Origin of the sequence: Paenibacillus kyungheensis (genome assembly GCF_028606985.1) — a bacterium.
Lineage (GTDB): Bacteria > Bacillota > Bacilli > Paenibacillales > Paenibacillaceae > Saccharibacillus > Saccharibacillus kyungheensis.
Genome location: NZ_CP117416.1, coordinates 5,135,675 through 5,151,754 on the forward strand (window position 1 = coordinate 5,135,675; position 16,080 = coordinate 5,151,754).

The window sequence follows — 16,080 nt, forward strand, 5'->3', positions numbered from 1 at the left end:
CACCTCACTACAGGATAAATCCGTAAAGGATTGTTGCTACAATGGCCATCGTTCCACCGACTATTGCTTCATAAGGGATTAATCCCATCCGTTGTTTAATACTCATTTTCATAGCGCCTGCTGTTACATGGAAATAATTGCCCTGTGGTAAAGAATCGATTACGGTAGCTCCAGTATGTACCATCACTGCCGCAGCTAATGGAGCTGTGCCCATATTCAGAATGGCTTCACCAAATGAACCGGTGGCTAAAATAACACCTGTTGAAGTAGAAGCTGTTGCCGCCGCCATCAATATCCCTGCAATCGGTGCTAAGAATGTTCCCGAAATACCGGAAATTTCAATCAGACTTACCACTTGATTCGACAAATCAGAAGCGGTAATCAGACCTGCTATTCCACCTGCTCCGATTAGAATTAATACCGTAGCCGTCATTTTATTCAGACCTGATGTCGTATATTCTACGATCTTACTGCCTTGTCGCATCGCTAACATGCCTATAATGCCTGCAATCGGCAAAATATACATCGCATCTACTTTGAAATTAGCTAATGCTTGGATACCGGATATCGAACCGATTGGATTAATCATTAATAACACCACAGCTACAACAGGAGCGACAATCGCTCTACCTAGAGGCGGATATTTGGAAGTATCGACATCTTGTTCGACAGCTTCCTCGTCTGTCACCATGACTCCTTTGTTTTTGAGTAGCGAAGCGACTACTACTGTCACAATCAATCCACAGATCGCAGGAATAACACCGGCAAGCATCACCTGACTGAGATCCAGATTGAATCCACGTGCCGCCGCGATAGTATTGGGATTAGGAGAAATAATATTTCCTGCTTTACCGCCTCCCGATAAAGCTAATAACAATGCTATTTTGGAAATTCCCATTTTGTTACCTACTGAAAGAGCAATTGGTGCTACGATCAGTACCGCAACTGGAATAAATACACCTACAGCCGTAATAATCATAGTTGCCAGCGCTAGTGCTAGAATCGCTTTACTACCACCGAACTTTTTGACAATGGCTTGAGCAATAGTCTCTGCCGCCCCTGATTCCATCATCACACCTGCTAATACACCTGCGGCAAGCACGCGCAGTACGGTTCCCATCACACTTTGTGTACCATTGACCAATATTGTAACGGTCTGCTCTAGATTGGCTCCCCCTAGAAGTGCACCGATAATGGCTCCCAGAAATAAAGCATATACCGGATTCAATTTGCGCAAAATGAGAATGATAGCGATAGCTAATCCTACTAAAGCGCCTATCCAGCTAATCGTTAAACCTTCCATTCGTCTTCCCCCTATTGCTTTGTTGAACACGCTCTCAGTATAGCGCTTTCAACTTTGAAAACCTATTGATAAAAAGACGAAATTGATTGTGCATATGAACAACTAAATAAGATTGTTGTGTTGGATCATATCAAGGTCCAATGTGCCGCAATTCGGGTAATAGACAAAGAACCATACCCACGATACATATTATACGTTGCGTATGAAAGGAGTTAACCGCTTGAATCCTTCGGCTATTTTGCTTTTGAAAAACACGATCCGGTTATTACGACCGATTGCTGTGATTACTTCCAGTGTGGTGATTATCTTTTCAGGTGTTTTTCCACTTTTCGCTTATTATGATCTGCCTAAAGGGGTATTAAGCGCTGTCTCGTTATTACTACTGGTTGGATGCTTTATGATTCATGGCGCATTAACTCATGCACTGAATGATTATACCGATTATTTATCAGGTACCGATCAACACAGCCCTGCTTATTTATCTGGAGGAAGCCGGGTTATTCAAGAAGGTCGCATCGCTCCACAGACACTCAAATGGATCGGATATGGACTTGCAATCGGGTTATTGGTGATTGCCGGAGTACTGGCTTTGCTCGGATATTATCCGTTAGCTTTACTGCTGGTGATTGGTGTCTGGGGAGCCGCTTCTTATTCGATGCCTCCGTTACGATTCAGTTATATCCCTCTAGCAGGTGAATGGTTAAGTACCTTTCCGTCAGCCTTTTTCTTAGGATTAGCAGGCGTATGGATCATGTTAGGGGATTTTCCAGAATGGGCGGTACAAAATGCTGTTATCAATGCGCTATATTGTATCGCCTGGGTAATGATCCACCATATTCCTGATCTAGCAGCCGATCAGCAAGCTTCTCCTGTGAAGCGGACAAGTGTAGTCTGGTCTGTCGATATGTTTGGTCCCAAGTACAGCTCGCTTCCTGCAATTGTCTATATGATTCTGATCGGATTATGTGCATTATGGTTAGGTACCGATCGGCTATGGGCGGCTATAGGTGTAGCGGTAATTGCGATTGTATCTATCTTTTTAATCGTCAGAACTGATATACAAGATGCCGAACAAGTAACTGCCTGTGAGAAAAAGCTATTATTGATCGCGATGATCACAGCGATATGGTTAGGTATTTTTATATAAATAGATAAAAGTATATACACTTCACTACATCTAACTATGCTTCAATGATAAAAAAAGAAACGCTATCGACTAAGCTTGATGATCGGTAGCGTTTCTTTTTGGTTTTTTTCATGTTGATATGTTCATTAGATACTGCACATCTATTGATTAGATAGCGCACATACAATTATAGGTACTTACCACTTTGGACAAATTATAGGATTATCGCTACATCCCTATTCTTAATATGCTTCAAAGTAGCTTTGAATCGTTGCAGGGTCTTTGGTCTGAGTTAGAGCTAACATTAACAAAATGCGAGCTTTCTGCGGATTCAGTGAATCAGCATATAATGTACCTATTTCAGCATCCGAGTCTAATGGAGTGACTACACCACTACCTGTACGTGTCGAACGCACAACAGTTACTCCCTGATCGACGGCTCTAGCTGCGCCTTCACTGGAACGGGTAGATAATGATCCATTCCCACTGCCTGCTACGACAATGCCTTTAGCACCTGAGGCTACTGCCGCATCGTACAGATAACTGCCATTGTTTTGATATTCGTATAAAATATCGACCTGTGGTAATTCGGTCATTCCTTTGACATCAAAAACTGTATTTGCTGTATGTTTGCGTGTCGATTGATTATAAAAATACACTTTATCGCCAGACACGACACCCAGATAACCTTGTTCGACCGATTTGAATGTATCGGTTCCTGTCGTATTGGTTTTGGTAATATAACGTGCCGCCCCAATCCGATCATTCAGAACAATCATGACTCCTTTGCCAGTAGATTCAGGGTTACTCGCAATTTTGACAGCATTGTATAAATTAAATGAACCGTCTGCACTGATCGCTGTTGCCGGGCGCATCGCTCCTACAACCACTACAGGCTTATCACTTTTGACGACCAAATCTAGAAAATACGCTGTTTCTTCTAATGTGTCTGTACCATGTGTGACTACAATACCATCGACATCGTCAGAAGAGAGTAATTCATTGATCCGATTGGCTAATTTGAGCAAAACAGCATTGTCAATATCAGGGCTACCAACATTCGCAATTTGTTCTCCGCTGATATCTGCTACTTTTTTCATTTCAGGTACAGCATTAATTAATACATCGATACCTAATGCGCCTGCTTTATATCCGGTTACATCGGTATTGGATTCTGAAGAACCTGCAATAGTACCGCCTGTAGCAAGAATTTTGATGTTTGGTAAAGATGTTTGTACAGCTGTGGTCTGAGAAGTAGGATTGGTGTCTGTCGCCGCCGATGCAGAATAACTCATAACAGGCATTAACAATACCGCTGTTAACATAGAGACACACCATTTTTGTTTCCATTGCACTGATAATTTCATACCTATTCCCCCTTGTCATTGAATAATAACGCTATGACTTTAAACCTTATGTAAATTAATATTACATAAATATAATATTAATATGTATTATAGCGATAAATAGCTAAATAACTCAATAGAATTGTATATTTATGCAAACAATATGTCATTTTATATAACACAAAATAAGGATGTCAGCTTATAATAACTGATATCCTTATTGATCATGTTAGATTATATTTAATTTTTACTACATAATGATTATTGTGCTGTATCTGAGGTGCTATTGGTTGTACCTGTCGTGTTGTTCGTCATATTTCTAGTCGGTCTTTGACCTCCGCCTCCACCAAATCCTGTGTTCGCTGTTGTTACACCTGACTCATTCACCCATGTGATCTGGCTAGCTAATTCAAAATCGACTACTTTGGTTCCGCCTGTATATTCACCATCTGCATATAGTCCATCTGTTGCTGTACCTGTAGACGTTCCACCTGTGTAGATCGAGTATGAATCACCTTTGACCAGATCAGGAGAACTGACAACAACGGATTGATAATCTTTAGTCGGTGCAAAAGTAAGGATATTTTTGCCTGTGCTATCTTGAATATGAACCAGTGTACCTGCTGATTGGGTAGCAGAATAACTCATACTGATTGCAGATTGCGTAGAATCGTCAGAAGGTGCTTGAGCCATACCTGAACTGCCGACAGCGACTACATATCCACCTGTCATTTCAAAGGTACCATCATAATCGAGTGGGCCATTTCCGTTCGCAGTTGGACCATTAACTATAACAGTTCCGCCTGACATCGTGATAGATCCATTGGAATCTAAGCCATCTCCCTGTGCATCTACAGTAAGTGTACCTCCTGTAATATTTAATAGAGCATTTTGGGAACTACCTTGACCGCCGCCTCCACCGAAACCTCCTGGAGGAGCGCTGTTACCTGCTGGATCGGTGTCTGTCGATGTTGCTGGTTCTGTAGTCGTTGCAGTGGTTGATTCTGTGGTAGTTGAAGCTGTTGTCGCTTCAGTCGATGCTGTTGTACTTGTTGTGTTCGCATCACCAGAAGCATTTACACCATCATCAGAAGCTATCACATTCGTGTCTCCACCAGAGACATTGATATTTGTCGCTTCTAACCCTTCATAACTGGTAGTTACATTGATCTTCCCACCAGAGATATTCAGATCCACATCTGCATGCATAGCATCATCACCTGTAGCAATTTCAAGCGTACCGCCTGTGATATGGACTGTTGCATTACTATGAACAGCATCATCTGCAGAATCTATGGTGAACGTTCCACTATTGATTGCGATATCACCTGTTGCTTTCAGACCTTTAGTACTGGTAGATTCAGTAGCTGTTGCATCTGTGTCTGTTGATGCAGTCGTGTCTGTCGATGTTGTTGTATTAGTAGTTGCTTTGGTAGTTGTTGTTGCTGTAGCTTGATCTTCTTGACCTCGTGGTCCACCGAATCCTCCACCTTGACCGGGTTGTTCTTCCACTTTGGCTTCAGCCTTGGTATGACCTCCACCGGATACAATCGTAAATGTACCGTCATCAATAACTAACTGCTTTTCAGATTGAATCCCATCATTCGTGGATTGGATATCGAAAGTTCCACCTGCTATAGCGACAAATCCTTTATCTGCATCAGTATCGTTTGTAGACTTGATCCCATCTCCACCCGCTACGATCTTAAATGTTCCATCTTCGATCGCCACCATATCTTTACCGACTATACCATCATCTGTAGCGGTAATATTTAGTGTGCCAGATACGATTTTGAGATCGTCTTTGCTGGTAATACCGTCTTTGTAATTGGCATGTACAGATAATGTACCTTCACCATTGATAGTTAAGTCTGCTTTGCTAAAAATCGCTGCGCTTGGTTCATCTGTAGTATCATCTGCAAAAGTATATTCTGCTCCATCTGTGATCACATTTTCTGTACCGTCGGCTAAGGTAATAAACGCATTTTTCGCTTCTTTGATATAAATTGGTGCACTATCACTATCTGTAATCGTTACGCCATTTAGTACCAGTATGACATCTTCTTCATCCTGTGAATCGACCACAATCTGTCCATCTGTCAATTGACCGCTAAGCACATACGTACCACCTGCGGTAATCGTAATGACTCCATCTGCTACAGTTGCGCCATTGCCTGTGATGGTTGCACTGGAACCTGTTAATTGGATCGCTGTATAGTCGGATGATTTCCAATCTATAGCATCGTCTCCACTATCAAATGTAACCAGATCAGAGACTTTCAGTGCTGTTGAAGAGGATACTGTAGTCGCTGTTGTTGCCACTGTAGCAGTCGAGCTAGTTGCCGCCGCTAATGCCTCGGATGCTGTCGGTGTTGTTGAACTGCATGCTGATAATGCCAGTGTACTTAGAAGAACTATGCTCAAGTTAGTTTTTGTGATCCATTTTTTCATATGATATCGTTCCCTTCAATCGTTGGTTTGGAATTCGTTTGGTTTGGATAATTTAATATGCTTCTACTGCTGTTGGACTCATCGTTAAGGAGAGGTCGAGGTTACCATTACGGCACCGGATCGCATCCAGAAATTCTTTTTGGTTGGTAACCTGGTTCATTGTGACCAAGTAGACCAGTTCATACAGACTGCCAAGCTCGGTTGTTCTAATTTTTTTCAAATCATACTGTACGTTAAATTGTTGGAATACTTCTGCAAATGCTTCGTCATAAGCTAAATTTTCTGGAATCGTGACTTTAAGTGTTTTTTGCAATTTTTTACTGACACCAAATTTGAAGCGGTTGAGTACAAACATCATCACACACAGGATGATCGTGAATAACACAGCATAACCAAAGTATCCTGTACCACAGGCAAGACCTGCTGCCATGGTGAACAATACATAAGCGATATCTTTAGGATCGCCGGGAGCGCTTCTAAAGCGAATAATCGAGAATGCACCGGCAAGACTGAATGCTCTGGCAATGTTGCTACCAATCAGTAGAATAATGATAGCGACGATCACTGGAAGTAGTACCATCGTTAATGTAAAGTTTTGCGAATACCCGCTCGGATTCGTTTTCATATACGTTAAGCTGATTAATCCGCCTAGAACAATAGCGACGAATATCGTGAGTAGCGAAGTGGTTAAAGTCAGATCTGTTGTGGTTGTAGCTACCGTTAGTAATGAATCAAGCATAAAGAATGCTCTCCTTTTCAGTTGGAATATGTTCTACAGGTTGGTTTATTTTTGATTTCAATAGTTGTTTGTATTCGTTGCCGTATTTGGAAAAGCTCGTACGGTACATTCCGTGTTCGGACAACTTTTGTGATAACCATAATGGAATCGTTTTTTCAGCTTTCACTTCCATCAGCCATTGCCCTTTCTCCATTAACTGGTCGCCATAATCACCTTGTTCTAATTTGAGATCATAACGTCTGGTGCGGATATTGCTATCAAATGTGATCCGTAGATCACGATTGTGCTTGCTGAACAATGCTTTTCGATCATACGAAAGATATAATTTCGGTGCTAGATCGTAAATTTGCAAAAAGTAAGTCAGCTCGTTTAGCACTTGCTGATTCATATAATCTTGATACTCCGGTGCCAGACCCGTGCGAACAAATTCATAGGCTTCGTCTAATTTCAGCGCTGTCCGGCGTTTGTTCACCAAGCCCATCACTTTCTTTTTAATTTCCAGATAGACTTTAGCATTCTCACCGGGAACGCCGTAAGCCCGCAAGCGTAGCTTTTCTTTGTATTTCGGTTTGGAAAGACTCATACGAATTAACGAGTCATGCGGTGTATCAAAGTACAGATTGCTGATCGAGTAAAAATCGTGTTGTTGGCAATATTCATCGACTTCCATATACTCCAACAATTCGTTATACAATTTGAAATACGATGGAGTGTCCATCAGATATTTACTTTCATACCGGTTGAATACTTCGATTGCCATGTGGATCATTTCCTTTCATGTAAGCATGTATTGGATATTGTCTGATTGGTTTTTGGAAATAGTTATCAAGTGTGTATTGAGTCTTACCTCACATGTAGATGTTGTCTGTTGGTGTGTCTCGCTTGCTTATATTTGAATCTTACAGCCCTAACCTTTAGTGAATCTTAAATGTTTTACATTGCGAAAACATTTTTGACAAAACACAAAAAAAGCCATGACGCATACGCGCACATGGCAATAATGAATGATTTATATGATTCGCTTCTATAAAGAAGAATGTTGCTCGCTTTGTTTTATTTTGAATATAAACTGCTGCTTGTAATCGATCCAGGCACAATCTTCTATCCATAATGTATATCCCTGATCATTATAGATATATAATTGCCGATCTTCACTCCCCAGACGTTGATCTATAGTAACAATTCCTTCTTCTATCATCGTAACGATTCCTTGAGGTTGTAAAATCTCAGCAATCTGCTCGCCTGTGCTTAACTTATACAATCGAGTAGACATATCCGACGTGTGGGTAGCATAAAAGATGTGGTTCAGATGATATAATTTGTTATACACATGTGGATAACTAATATATTCTTTATTTTGGTTATCCACAGTGTATATCATCAATAGAGAATCTTTTGTATCAAACCGCTCGACTAAAATAACCAATTGATGATCCAGTATAATTAAATCTGCAAAAGCTTCATGACTTTGAGAAGAAAATATAATATGATCACTTAAATCTGTATCGTTAGCTTGCACTTTGGCAATAAATTCATCGACTGCAATCACTATTAATTGTTCGACTTCTGGACGGTTATATTCAAATTTGGCACAGATCTGGTCGATACAGTAATAAGGTTTAAGATTGGCTAAAGCTTTGACCATTATCATTAATGTATCATACAAATAATCCGTTACTCTACCAAGTACGTGGATAGTGATCAATGTGTAGAGAACGATATATAAAGGACGATAGCCACTATGCGAATATTAATAGTAGAAGATGAACAGCATTTAGCAGAAGCGTTAACCCAAATTTTGAAAAAAAATCATTATTCCGTTGATGCGGTACATGATGGTCGTACAGGGCTGGATTATGCCCAAAGTGGGATCTATGATCTGTTATTACTGGATATTATGATGCCCGAAATGGACGGGATCAGCGTTCTCAAAACTTTACGTCAGCAAGGCGTAGCAACACCTGTTATTTTGCTGACCGCTAAAGGTGAGATTACCGATAAAGTGATCGGACTGGATTATGGCGCAGATGATTATATCGCTAAGCCTTTTTCATCGGAAGAATTGTTAGCTCGTATTCGGGCTGCACTCCGTCGTAAAGGAGAAGTCTTACCCGAAGATGGACTCCGATTTGGAGATATTCAATTAAATACAGCCAATCTCAAGCTATCGGTGAATGGCAAAGAAATGAAGTTAAATCTAAAAGAAAATGAGTTGTTAGAACTTCTTATCACTCGCAAGCAAGGAGTCACTTCCAAAGAACAGATTATCGAAAAGTTATGGGGATTTGATTCGGATGTAGAGTACAACAATGTGGAAGTGTATATTTCTTTTTTACGGAAAAAACTGAACTTCTTGCATTCCCAAGTTAAGATTAATACGATTCGTGGAGTCGGTTATGTATTAGAAGAGGTGACTTCTTAATGTTCAACAAGCTTCGTAATCGATTTCTGATTGTTAATCTCGTGACGATTTCGGTATTGATGCTAATCGCCTTTGCTTCGATCTATACGATTACGTATCGGAACGCTCAAAATGATATCCGTAGTGAGTTATCTCGCATTGCTAACATCGCTCCGCGGAACTTCGATAATGGACAGAATCCTCCAGGTGGAGGGGATATGAACAATCCCGGCGGGATGAATGGAAATGGTCAACCTGTAGACGATACATTTACAGAACGTTCGTTATCTTTTTCTATCGAAATCGATAGTAACTGGAAAATGACAGCCACCCATTCTCCATTTGATATGGATACTACTTTGTATCAATCTGCTCTAGCAGAAGCGAAAGCGATTAACAAAAACAATGGACAATTTAAGCTCGATAATAGTGACTGGGCATTTATCAAGCAACCTATCAGCACAGGGTATAAGCTTATTTTTCTAGATGTAACAGCGCAACAAGATATCTTAAAAAATCTGATCTATACATTTGCTGTAGTAGGATTAATTATGTTGGTCGCGTTGTATTTCACCAGCCGCTTTTTTGCCAATCGTTCGATTTATCCGGTTAAAGAAGCTTTTGATAAACAAAAGCAATTTATCGCCGATGCTTCACATGAACTCAAAACACCGCTGGCGATTATTAATACGAATGCTGATGTGCTGTTATCTAATCGCGAGGAAACGATCGAAAGTCAGGCTAGATGGCTAGAGTATATCAAGTTAGAAACAGAGCGTATGGCTCGCTTAACCAACGATCTATTGTATTTGACAGAAATGGACGATTCTCGAACTTCGATGGTATATACGCCATTTGATCTGAGTGAAACGGTAGAACGGATTATATTAACGATGGAAGCTGTTATTTTCGAAAAAGAATTAACACTGGATTATGAGATTGAGCCGAATCTTATAGTACAAGGTAGCCAAGAACAGATTCATCAGGTGATTATGATTGTTCTGGATAATGCGATCAAATATGCTAATTCTCAAGGAACAATTACGATCTCACTTACACATCAGCAACAGGAAGTTTTATTGAATGTGACCAATACTGGCGAAGGGATTGCGCCAGAACATCTTACCCGTATTTTTGATCGCTTTTACCGAACAGATACTTCACGTGCTCGTAAGCAAGGCGGTTATGGATTAGGACTTGCTATTGCACGCTCTATTGTCGATCAGCATGAAGGCAAGTTGTATGCTACTAGCGTCGTAGGAGAGTCGACCACTTTTCATTTACTATTCAATGCGGTCTGAATGAGATTCATCGTACTCCCACCAATACATGTATCATACAGACACTTTATAAACAAAGGATGCTAACGATCAAGCTAGCATCCTTTTTGTTGCTATTTTATAAGACTGTTCCATCTATCAGGTATATTCACAATTATGGAGCAGGTACTTCAGTGGTCTCTAGGTTATCTTTTTCCAGCATAATAGACTGTCCATCTGTGATCCCTTTGCCGAAAAATTGTTTTAACCATTTTAGTGCAGGGCGTTCTGTACCATTCGCATTCAGTAAATGCGTATTCGGCTCCCATGTCTGTCCTTCGATGTATCCCCATAGTGTCACTCCTTTGACAGAAGGGTGATTCCAAAGTACAGGGAATTTTTCTTTATAACGTGCTAATTGAGTGGCATCATCACCAGTCATATCCAGTTCAGATACGTAGATCGGTAAGCCTGTCGATCCTAATTTGTTCAGTACTGTTGTCATTGTACTGGTCGATACATTGTTCATATTAAAATGGTGACATTGAATACCGATTCCATCGATTAAGCCACGACTTTTGAGAATATTAATAATTTTCACATATTGATCCGCTAGATTAGGATCGCTAATAACGCCGTATTCATTGATAAGTAATTTGGAATTAGGAAATTGTTGCCTTGCTTGTTGGAAAGACCAGACAATCCAATCCCAGCCTGTCGCTCCACTTCCACCGATCGCATTACTGTAAGATGGCTTGGCATGAAATGGCTCGTTGACTACATCAACAAAAGCAGATTTCGAATACTTCTGACCTGCTAACTGTATCCATTGGGTTACTTCTGCTTTTTGCTCTGCCGCAGATAGACCACTTACCCATCCAGGTTCTTGACTTCCCCAGACTAAAGTATGGAATTTGAAAGGGTAGCCTTTACTTTGCGCATAATTGTACGCCATATCGGCTTGTCCCCAGTTCATCGAATTGCGATTGCCTTCAACGGCTCCCCATTTGGTCGAATTTTCCGGTGTCACTTGATTCCAGTAGTTACCGTAACTTGCGGGAACATTCCCAGCAATAATATTACCTAAAAACTTACTTCCACTGGTTAGACTCGCATAGCTGTACTCTGCAAAAGTAGATGTACATAATACCCCTGTTAATGCGACCGTTCCAATCACTTTCCATAGGCTTGATTTTGACATCTCATTTCCTCCTCTGGATAAATAGATGGACTGCGTATGTTTCGATATCGAACATTACCAAAATATGAGATAAGCGCTTACATTTGTAAGTTTAACAACTTATCTTCATTTTTTCGCTATAAACATAAGGAAATAATAGAATATGCTATATAACCACATAACAAAAAAAGAGAAAGCACTGTATATGCTTTCCCTTTAATGAAATAAAATTTTAAGAACGAACAGATTGAACCGCATTTTCCAAAGCTGTAATCACTTTATCGCACCATGTATCAAATTCAGGATCTTCTTTTTGCAATTCAGGATGATTCAGGATATGATTCACTACCTGCTTCACTCCTTGATCGAAGCGAGTCGTAGCTACAAAGTCAGGTACTAGCCGTTTAAGCTTACTATTGTCAAATACAACCGAATTGGCTTTGTCTCCAAGCAGACTTCCACGATAATCTTCTGTACTGCAAGCATCCAAAAATGTAGAAGAGACATAGACTGCATTCAGCTTCACACCAAGCGCATCTGCCACTGCTCCATAAATCTGATTCCAGGTCAGCGATTCATCTGATGTGATCTGTACCGCTTCTCCAATCGCTTGAATATTACCCATCAACCCGATAAATCCTTTGGCAAAATCAGTATTATGAGTCATCGTCCACAACGATGTACCGTCTCCATGAATAATTACCGGTTTATTTTCTAGCATCCGCTTGGCGACTTGCCAGCTTCCTTCACTACCATGTACACCCATAGGAATCGAACGTTCATCATACGTATGGCTTGGACGTATAATCGTGACCGGGAAATGGTGTTCACGATACATTTTCATCAAATAATCTTCACAATCGATTTTGTTACGTGAATATTTCCAATAGGGATTGGATAAAGGAGTGCCTTCATTAATGCGATAATCCGCAGGTGGGGACTGGTACGCAGAAGCGGAGCTGATAAAGATAAATTGCTTTGTTTTACCTGCAAATAGTCGATAATCTCGTTCCAACTGAGAAGGTTCAAATGCAATAAAATCAGCAACAACATCAAATTCTAGATCTGCAATCAATGCTGCTACTTGCTGTTCATTATTAATATCTGCTTGCAACAGATGTGCATTAGCAGGTAAATCTTGATTACGATTTCCTCGATTCAGCAGATACAATTCGCAATCAGTGGTTAACAATTGTTGCGTGATCGCCGAACTGATAATCCCTGTACCTCCAATAAATAGCGCTTTCATAAATACACCTCCGTTGCAAAATAGCCAAGCTTTTGAGCAATAATCTGAAATCTCCTATACGATACCATTTCTAGAGGAAGCAAACAAATGATAAAGGAAGGACTTTTATTATTATATTTTTCAATAATTTAGGCGAAAAGGTAATATTCTTGTATCATCACTGCTATTTTGGGTAATGGTAATTGATGTCGAATTCATTTCCAACTTTTCAAAATTGCTTACATGCACTTATATAAATTGTAGAGGGGAATTCATCTCATGAAGGCAACGATCATTATTAATCCATCTTCAGGTAAAGAACAAGCCTTAGAATATGTCAAAAAAGCAGAAGATATTCTCAGCGAACAAGGATACCATGTCACAGTCAACGAGACTGCCAAAGAATTAGATGCTACTCAATTCTGCACAGACGCTTGTAAAGAGTGTCATGATCTGGTCGTATCGATTGGTGGAGATGGTACTCTGCACGAGACGATTAATGGATTGATGGATCAAGACTATCGTCCGAAATTAGCGGTTATTCCACTTGGAACAGTCAATGATTTTGCACGTGCTCTTCAGATTCCATTGAACCCTGATCAAGCGATAGAGACACTGCGATCTTCTCATGTCAAAAATGTAGATATGGGTAAATTAAATGATCAATTATTTGCCAATGTGATCGCTGCTGGTTCTCTGGCAGAAGCATTATCGTCTGTTCCTTCTGAAGACAAATCCAAATTAGGCGCATTTGCTTATTTTAGAGATGGGATGAAAGAATTGATGAGCAATTCGGCTTCTCCTTTAAAAATCGAACACGACGGCGAAATTTGGGAAGGGGAAGCTCCTCTTTTTCTAGCGGCACTTACCAACTCGGTTGGAGGATTCGAAAGTATGGTTCCTGATGCTGAAGTAGATGACGGTTTATTACACTGCTTTATTATGACGAACCTGAATATGTTCAATACATTAACCGCAGGATTATCGTTATTGCTTGGCAATCTAAAAGAACACAAAGATGTTATTTATTTTACTGCCAAGCATGTTAAAGTCAGTTCAACCGATCCTGTCAAAACCAATGTAGATGGCGAAGAAGGCCCTCCTTTACCTGTGGATCTGCGGATTATTCCCGGTCATATTCGTGTAGTTGTACCTGAAGAATCGTAAAAGATAAACGATAGGCAAACGTTAGATGTCTATATCATTTCTGTATTCATCGCTATATTCAAAAAAACACCGACGACATATTTTGTGTCATCGGTGTTTTTTGATTGATCTTATTTTGGAGATATTTATCTGATCTATTTGGGTAATTGATGTGTGATTAAAGAGGTCTATTAGTGTCACGTGGATCATGACGTCGTCCTCGAAGACCTAACAATCCAAGAAGACCTAACAACCCGAGCCATCCCCAATCCATATCATTATCGTCATCATCCATATCGGTAGTCATCGGTGCATCATTTCCAGAAGTTGTTGTAGCCACACCAGTTGCTCCAGTAGAAGTTGTTCCTGTTGTTCCTGTCGTACTCGTTTCTGTTGTATCGGTACCTGTTACGCCAGTGGAGTCTGTTCCGGTCGTTCCTGTGGCATCCGTTCCTGTTACTCCAGTAGAATCTGTTCCGGTCGCATCCGTTCCTGTTACGCCAGTAGAGTCTGTTCCGGTCGTTCCCGTTGCATCCGTTCCTGTTACGCCAGTAGAATCTGTTCCGGTCGTTCCTGTAGCATCCGTTCCTGTTACTCCAGTAGAATCTGTTCCTGTTGTTCCCGTTGCATCCGTTCCTGTTACTCCGGTAGAGTCTGTTCCTGTGCTACTTGTAGTACCTGTGCTTCCTGTTGTTCCAGTAGTTCCTGTTGTCGAAGCGAATGTCGGCGTTGCCCCAACGGTCAATACGATTAATAATGAGAGAAAAGTAGTCTGAAATTTTTTCTTCATGATGTCATAATCTCCTTGAATTAATGTATTTTGATGTTAGGCTATATTAACCGTTAGTTTACTATTCAAACACTATTTTTTACATTTTTATGAATAAATTGTATAAATGTAGTGGAATAATCTTACTACTTCAAGGATGTAGATTTTTCTTGTAGTCTACGATTTTGGGCATTAAGACGAGTAATCCCGTACAAAAATAGTGCGAAAATCAACAGATAAACGACCAAAATCGTCGTGCGAATTTGCCACATCGGTTGTAACATCATATTCATAATTAGAATAGGTATTAATACTAGACCTACCGTAAGCAATGTTGTTTTGATTCGATTGTTACGCTGAACTATTGAGTCCACATCTGAATAAATTTCTGGACGTTGCTCTGGATGATCTGCTAGATAGGATTTACGCCATAAATACCAATTATTTTTCGCATACATCTGTTCCCAGCCTGCATCTTCATACAACTGCTTATAATCCTCATCTACGTCATGCTGATAATCAAATACATATCGCATTGTGCGTGGAGAACCTTTTGCAAATTGAAATCTCAGCAATTTACTTTTTACTTGGACTAAATGCCAGCCTTGTATTTCCTGTGCTTCGATCCACCGCTCTATTTTTTCAGATTCCCAACTCCACCACCAACGGAATACATTCTTGTTACTCATTGTTATTCCCCTCCATTTGGATAGCGTTATGATATAATTCGCTAATTCGTGCGATTTCTTGCTGAAGCAAACTTTTGCCCAAATCTGTGGCTATATAAGACTTACGTCGATTTTCTTCACCTACTACCTCAATCAGCCCATCCTTTTCCATTCGAGATAGACTGCCATAAATAGTTCCTGCACCAAGCTTAATCCGACCTTTAGTTAACTTCTCTACATCCTGCATAATGCCGTAACCGTAACGAACTTTCTGCAAAGTTAGTAGAATATAAAAGGCAGTCTCTGTCATTGGTAGGTAACTGCTTATTTTTTTGTTCATAAATTCCTCCACTTTTCTACCCCAACTATATCGTACCTCGATATAGTTTAATGCAGTTACTATATCACGCCACGATATAGTAATTCAATAGTAAACTCCATCATTGAGAAAATATACAAAAGCT

Annotated in this window: 15 protein-coding genes; 4 read left to right on the forward strand and 11 right to left on the reverse strand. The window is 40.2% G+C overall.

Features of this window, described 5'->3' with window-relative positions; all coding sequences use genetic code 11:
- Positions 1–7: 7 nt before the first annotated feature.
- A complete protein-coding gene (locus PQ456_RS22320; protein ID WP_273614195.1) occupies positions 8–1,303 on the reverse strand; it encodes a GntP family permease in 1,296 nt (431 codons plus the stop codon).
- A 220-nt stretch (positions 1,304–1,523) separates the two neighbouring features.
- Between PQ456_RS22320 and PQ456_RS22325 the strand changes: the two genes are divergently transcribed.
- Positions 1,524–2,450: a prenyltransferase gene (locus PQ456_RS22325; RefSeq protein WP_273614196.1), complete on the forward strand. Its 927-nt coding sequence runs from the start codon at positions 1,524–1,526 to the stop codon at positions 2,448–2,450.
- 221 nt (positions 2,451–2,671) lie between these two features.
- On the opposite strand, the gene PQ456_RS22330 is transcribed toward PQ456_RS22325, so the two are convergent.
- The 5 genes from PQ456_RS22330 to PQ456_RS22350 form a co-directional block, all read right to left on the reverse strand.
- A complete protein-coding gene (locus PQ456_RS22330; RefSeq protein ID WP_420540628.1) occupies positions 2,672–3,796 on the reverse strand; it encodes a type II asparaginase in 1,125 nt (374 codons plus the stop codon).
- Positions 3,797–4,036: 240 nt separating this feature from the next.
- Positions 4,037–6,226, reverse strand: coding sequence for a carbohydrate-binding domain-containing protein (locus PQ456_RS22335; protein WP_273614197.1), 2,190 nt, complete (start codon positions 6,224–6,226; stop codon positions 4,037–4,039).
- Between the two features lie 52 nt (positions 6,227–6,278).
- A complete protein-coding gene (locus PQ456_RS22340; RefSeq protein WP_273614198.1) occupies positions 6,279–6,965 on the reverse strand; it encodes a DUF4956 domain-containing protein in 687 nt (228 codons plus the stop codon).
- Entirely contained in the window at positions 6,958–7,725 is a 768-nt protein-coding gene (locus PQ456_RS22345; RefSeq protein WP_273614199.1) for a polyphosphate polymerase domain-containing protein, read from the reverse strand. Before PQ456_RS22345 ends, PQ456_RS22340 begins: the two co-directional genes overlap by 8 nt.
- Before the next feature lie 264 nt (positions 7,726–7,989).
- The gene (locus tag PQ456_RS22350; protein ID WP_273614200.1) at positions 7,990–8,616 is read right to left on the reverse strand and encodes a hypothetical protein; all 627 of its coding nucleotides are present in this window, start codon (positions 8,614–8,616) and stop codon (positions 7,990–7,992) included.
- A gap of 90 nt (positions 8,617–8,706) precedes the next feature.
- Here PQ456_RS22350 and PQ456_RS22355 point away from each other — a divergent pair, with 90 nt between their 5' ends.
- Together PQ456_RS22355 and PQ456_RS22360 are read left to right on the forward strand one after the other, a co-directional pair.
- A complete protein-coding gene (locus PQ456_RS22355) occupies positions 8,707–9,387 on the forward strand; it encodes a response regulator transcription factor (RefSeq protein WP_273614201.1) in 681 nt (226 codons plus the stop codon).
- On the forward strand, positions 9,387–10,667 hold the full coding sequence (locus PQ456_RS22360) for a sensor histidine kinase (protein WP_273614202.1): 1,281 nt from the start codon (positions 9,387–9,389) through the stop codon (positions 10,665–10,667). The genes PQ456_RS22355 and PQ456_RS22360 overlap by 1 nt, the downstream gene beginning before the upstream one ends.
- A 133-nt stretch (positions 10,668–10,800) precedes the next feature.
- On the opposite strand, the gene PQ456_RS22365 is transcribed toward PQ456_RS22360, so the two are convergent.
- Together PQ456_RS22365 and PQ456_RS22370 are read right to left on the reverse strand one after the other, a co-directional pair.
- The gene (locus PQ456_RS22365) at positions 10,801–11,826 is read right to left on the reverse strand and encodes an endo-1,4-beta-xylanase (protein WP_273614203.1); all 1,026 of its coding nucleotides are present in this window, start codon (positions 11,824–11,826) and stop codon (positions 10,801–10,803) included.
- Between the two features lie 211 nt (positions 11,827–12,037).
- Entirely contained in the window at positions 12,038–13,054 is a 1,017-nt protein-coding gene (locus tag PQ456_RS22370; RefSeq protein ID WP_273614204.1) for an SDR family oxidoreductase, read from the reverse strand.
- A 258-nt stretch (positions 13,055–13,312) separates the two neighbouring features.
- Between PQ456_RS22370 and PQ456_RS22375 the strand changes: the two genes are divergently transcribed.
- Positions 13,313–14,200: a diacylglycerol/lipid kinase family protein gene (locus PQ456_RS22375; protein WP_273614205.1), complete on the forward strand. Its 888-nt coding sequence runs from the start codon at positions 13,313–13,315 to the stop codon at positions 14,198–14,200.
- A 157-nt stretch (positions 14,201–14,357) separates the two neighbouring features.
- Here PQ456_RS22375 and PQ456_RS22380 read toward each other — a convergent pair whose 3' ends face one another.
- The 3 genes from PQ456_RS22380 to PQ456_RS22390 form a co-directional block, all read right to left on the reverse strand.
- Positions 14,358–14,969: a WGxxGxxG-CTERM domain-containing protein gene (locus PQ456_RS22380; protein WP_273614206.1), complete on the reverse strand. Its 612-nt coding sequence runs from the start codon at positions 14,967–14,969 to the stop codon at positions 14,358–14,360.
- Between the two features lie 125 nt (positions 14,970–15,094).
- On the reverse strand, positions 15,095–15,637 hold the full coding sequence (locus tag PQ456_RS22385) for a DUF2812 domain-containing protein (RefSeq protein ID WP_273614207.1): 543 nt from the start codon (positions 15,635–15,637) through the stop codon (positions 15,095–15,097).
- Complete coding sequence (locus PQ456_RS22390; protein WP_273614208.1) at positions 15,630–15,956, reverse strand: PadR family transcriptional regulator; 327 nt, start codon at positions 15,954–15,956, stop codon at positions 15,630–15,632. Before PQ456_RS22390 ends, PQ456_RS22385 begins: the two co-directional genes overlap by 8 nt.
- Positions 15,957–16,080: the final 124 nt, after the last annotated feature.

Coding starts and splice junctions, on each gene's coding strand:
- PQ456_RS22320 (WP_273614195.1), bottom strand. CDS start 1,303: ATGGAAGGTTTAACGATTAGCTGGATAGGCGCTTTAGTAGGATTAGCT.
- PQ456_RS22330 (WP_420540628.1), bottom strand. CDS start 3,796: ATGAAATTATCAGTGCAATGGAAACAAAAATGGTGTGTCTCTATGTTA.
- PQ456_RS22335 (WP_273614197.1), bottom strand. CDS start 6,226: ATGAAAAAATGGATCACAAAAACTAACTTGAGCATAGTTCTTCTAAGT.
- PQ456_RS22340 (WP_273614198.1), bottom strand. CDS start 6,965: ATGCTTGATTCATTACTAACGGTAGCTACAACCACAACAGATCTGACT.
- PQ456_RS22345 (WP_273614199.1), bottom strand. CDS start 7,725: ATGGCAATCGAAGTATTCAACCGGTATGAAAGTAAATATCTGATGGAC.
- PQ456_RS22350 (WP_273614200.1), bottom strand. CDS start 8,616: ATGATAATGGTCAAAGCTTTAGCCAATCTTAAACCTTATTACTGTATC.
- PQ456_RS22355 (WP_273614201.1), top strand. CDS start 8,707: ATGCGAATATTAATAGTAGAAGATGAACAGCATTTAGCAGAAGCGTTA.
- PQ456_RS22360 (WP_273614202.1), top strand. CDS start 9,387: ATGTTCAACAAGCTTCGTAATCGATTTCTGATTGTTAATCTCGTGACG.
- PQ456_RS22365 (WP_273614203.1), bottom strand. CDS start 11,826: ATGTCAAAATCAAGCCTATGGAAAGTGATTGGAACGGTCGCATTAACA.
- PQ456_RS22370 (WP_273614204.1), bottom strand. CDS start 13,054: ATGAAAGCGCTATTTATTGGAGGTACAGGGATTATCAGTTCGGCGATC.
- PQ456_RS22375 (WP_273614205.1), top strand. CDS start 13,313: ATGAAGGCAACGATCATTATTAATCCATCTTCAGGTAAAGAACAAGCC.
- PQ456_RS22380 (WP_273614206.1), bottom strand. CDS start 14,969: ATGAAGAAAAAATTTCAGACTACTTTTCTCTCATTATTAATCGTATTG.
- PQ456_RS22385 (WP_273614207.1), bottom strand. CDS start 15,637: ATGAGTAACAAGAATGTATTCCGTTGGTGGTGGAGTTGGGAATCTGAA.
- PQ456_RS22390 (WP_273614208.1), bottom strand. CDS start 15,956: ATGAACAAAAAAATAAGCAGTTACCTACCAATGACAGAGACTGCCTTT.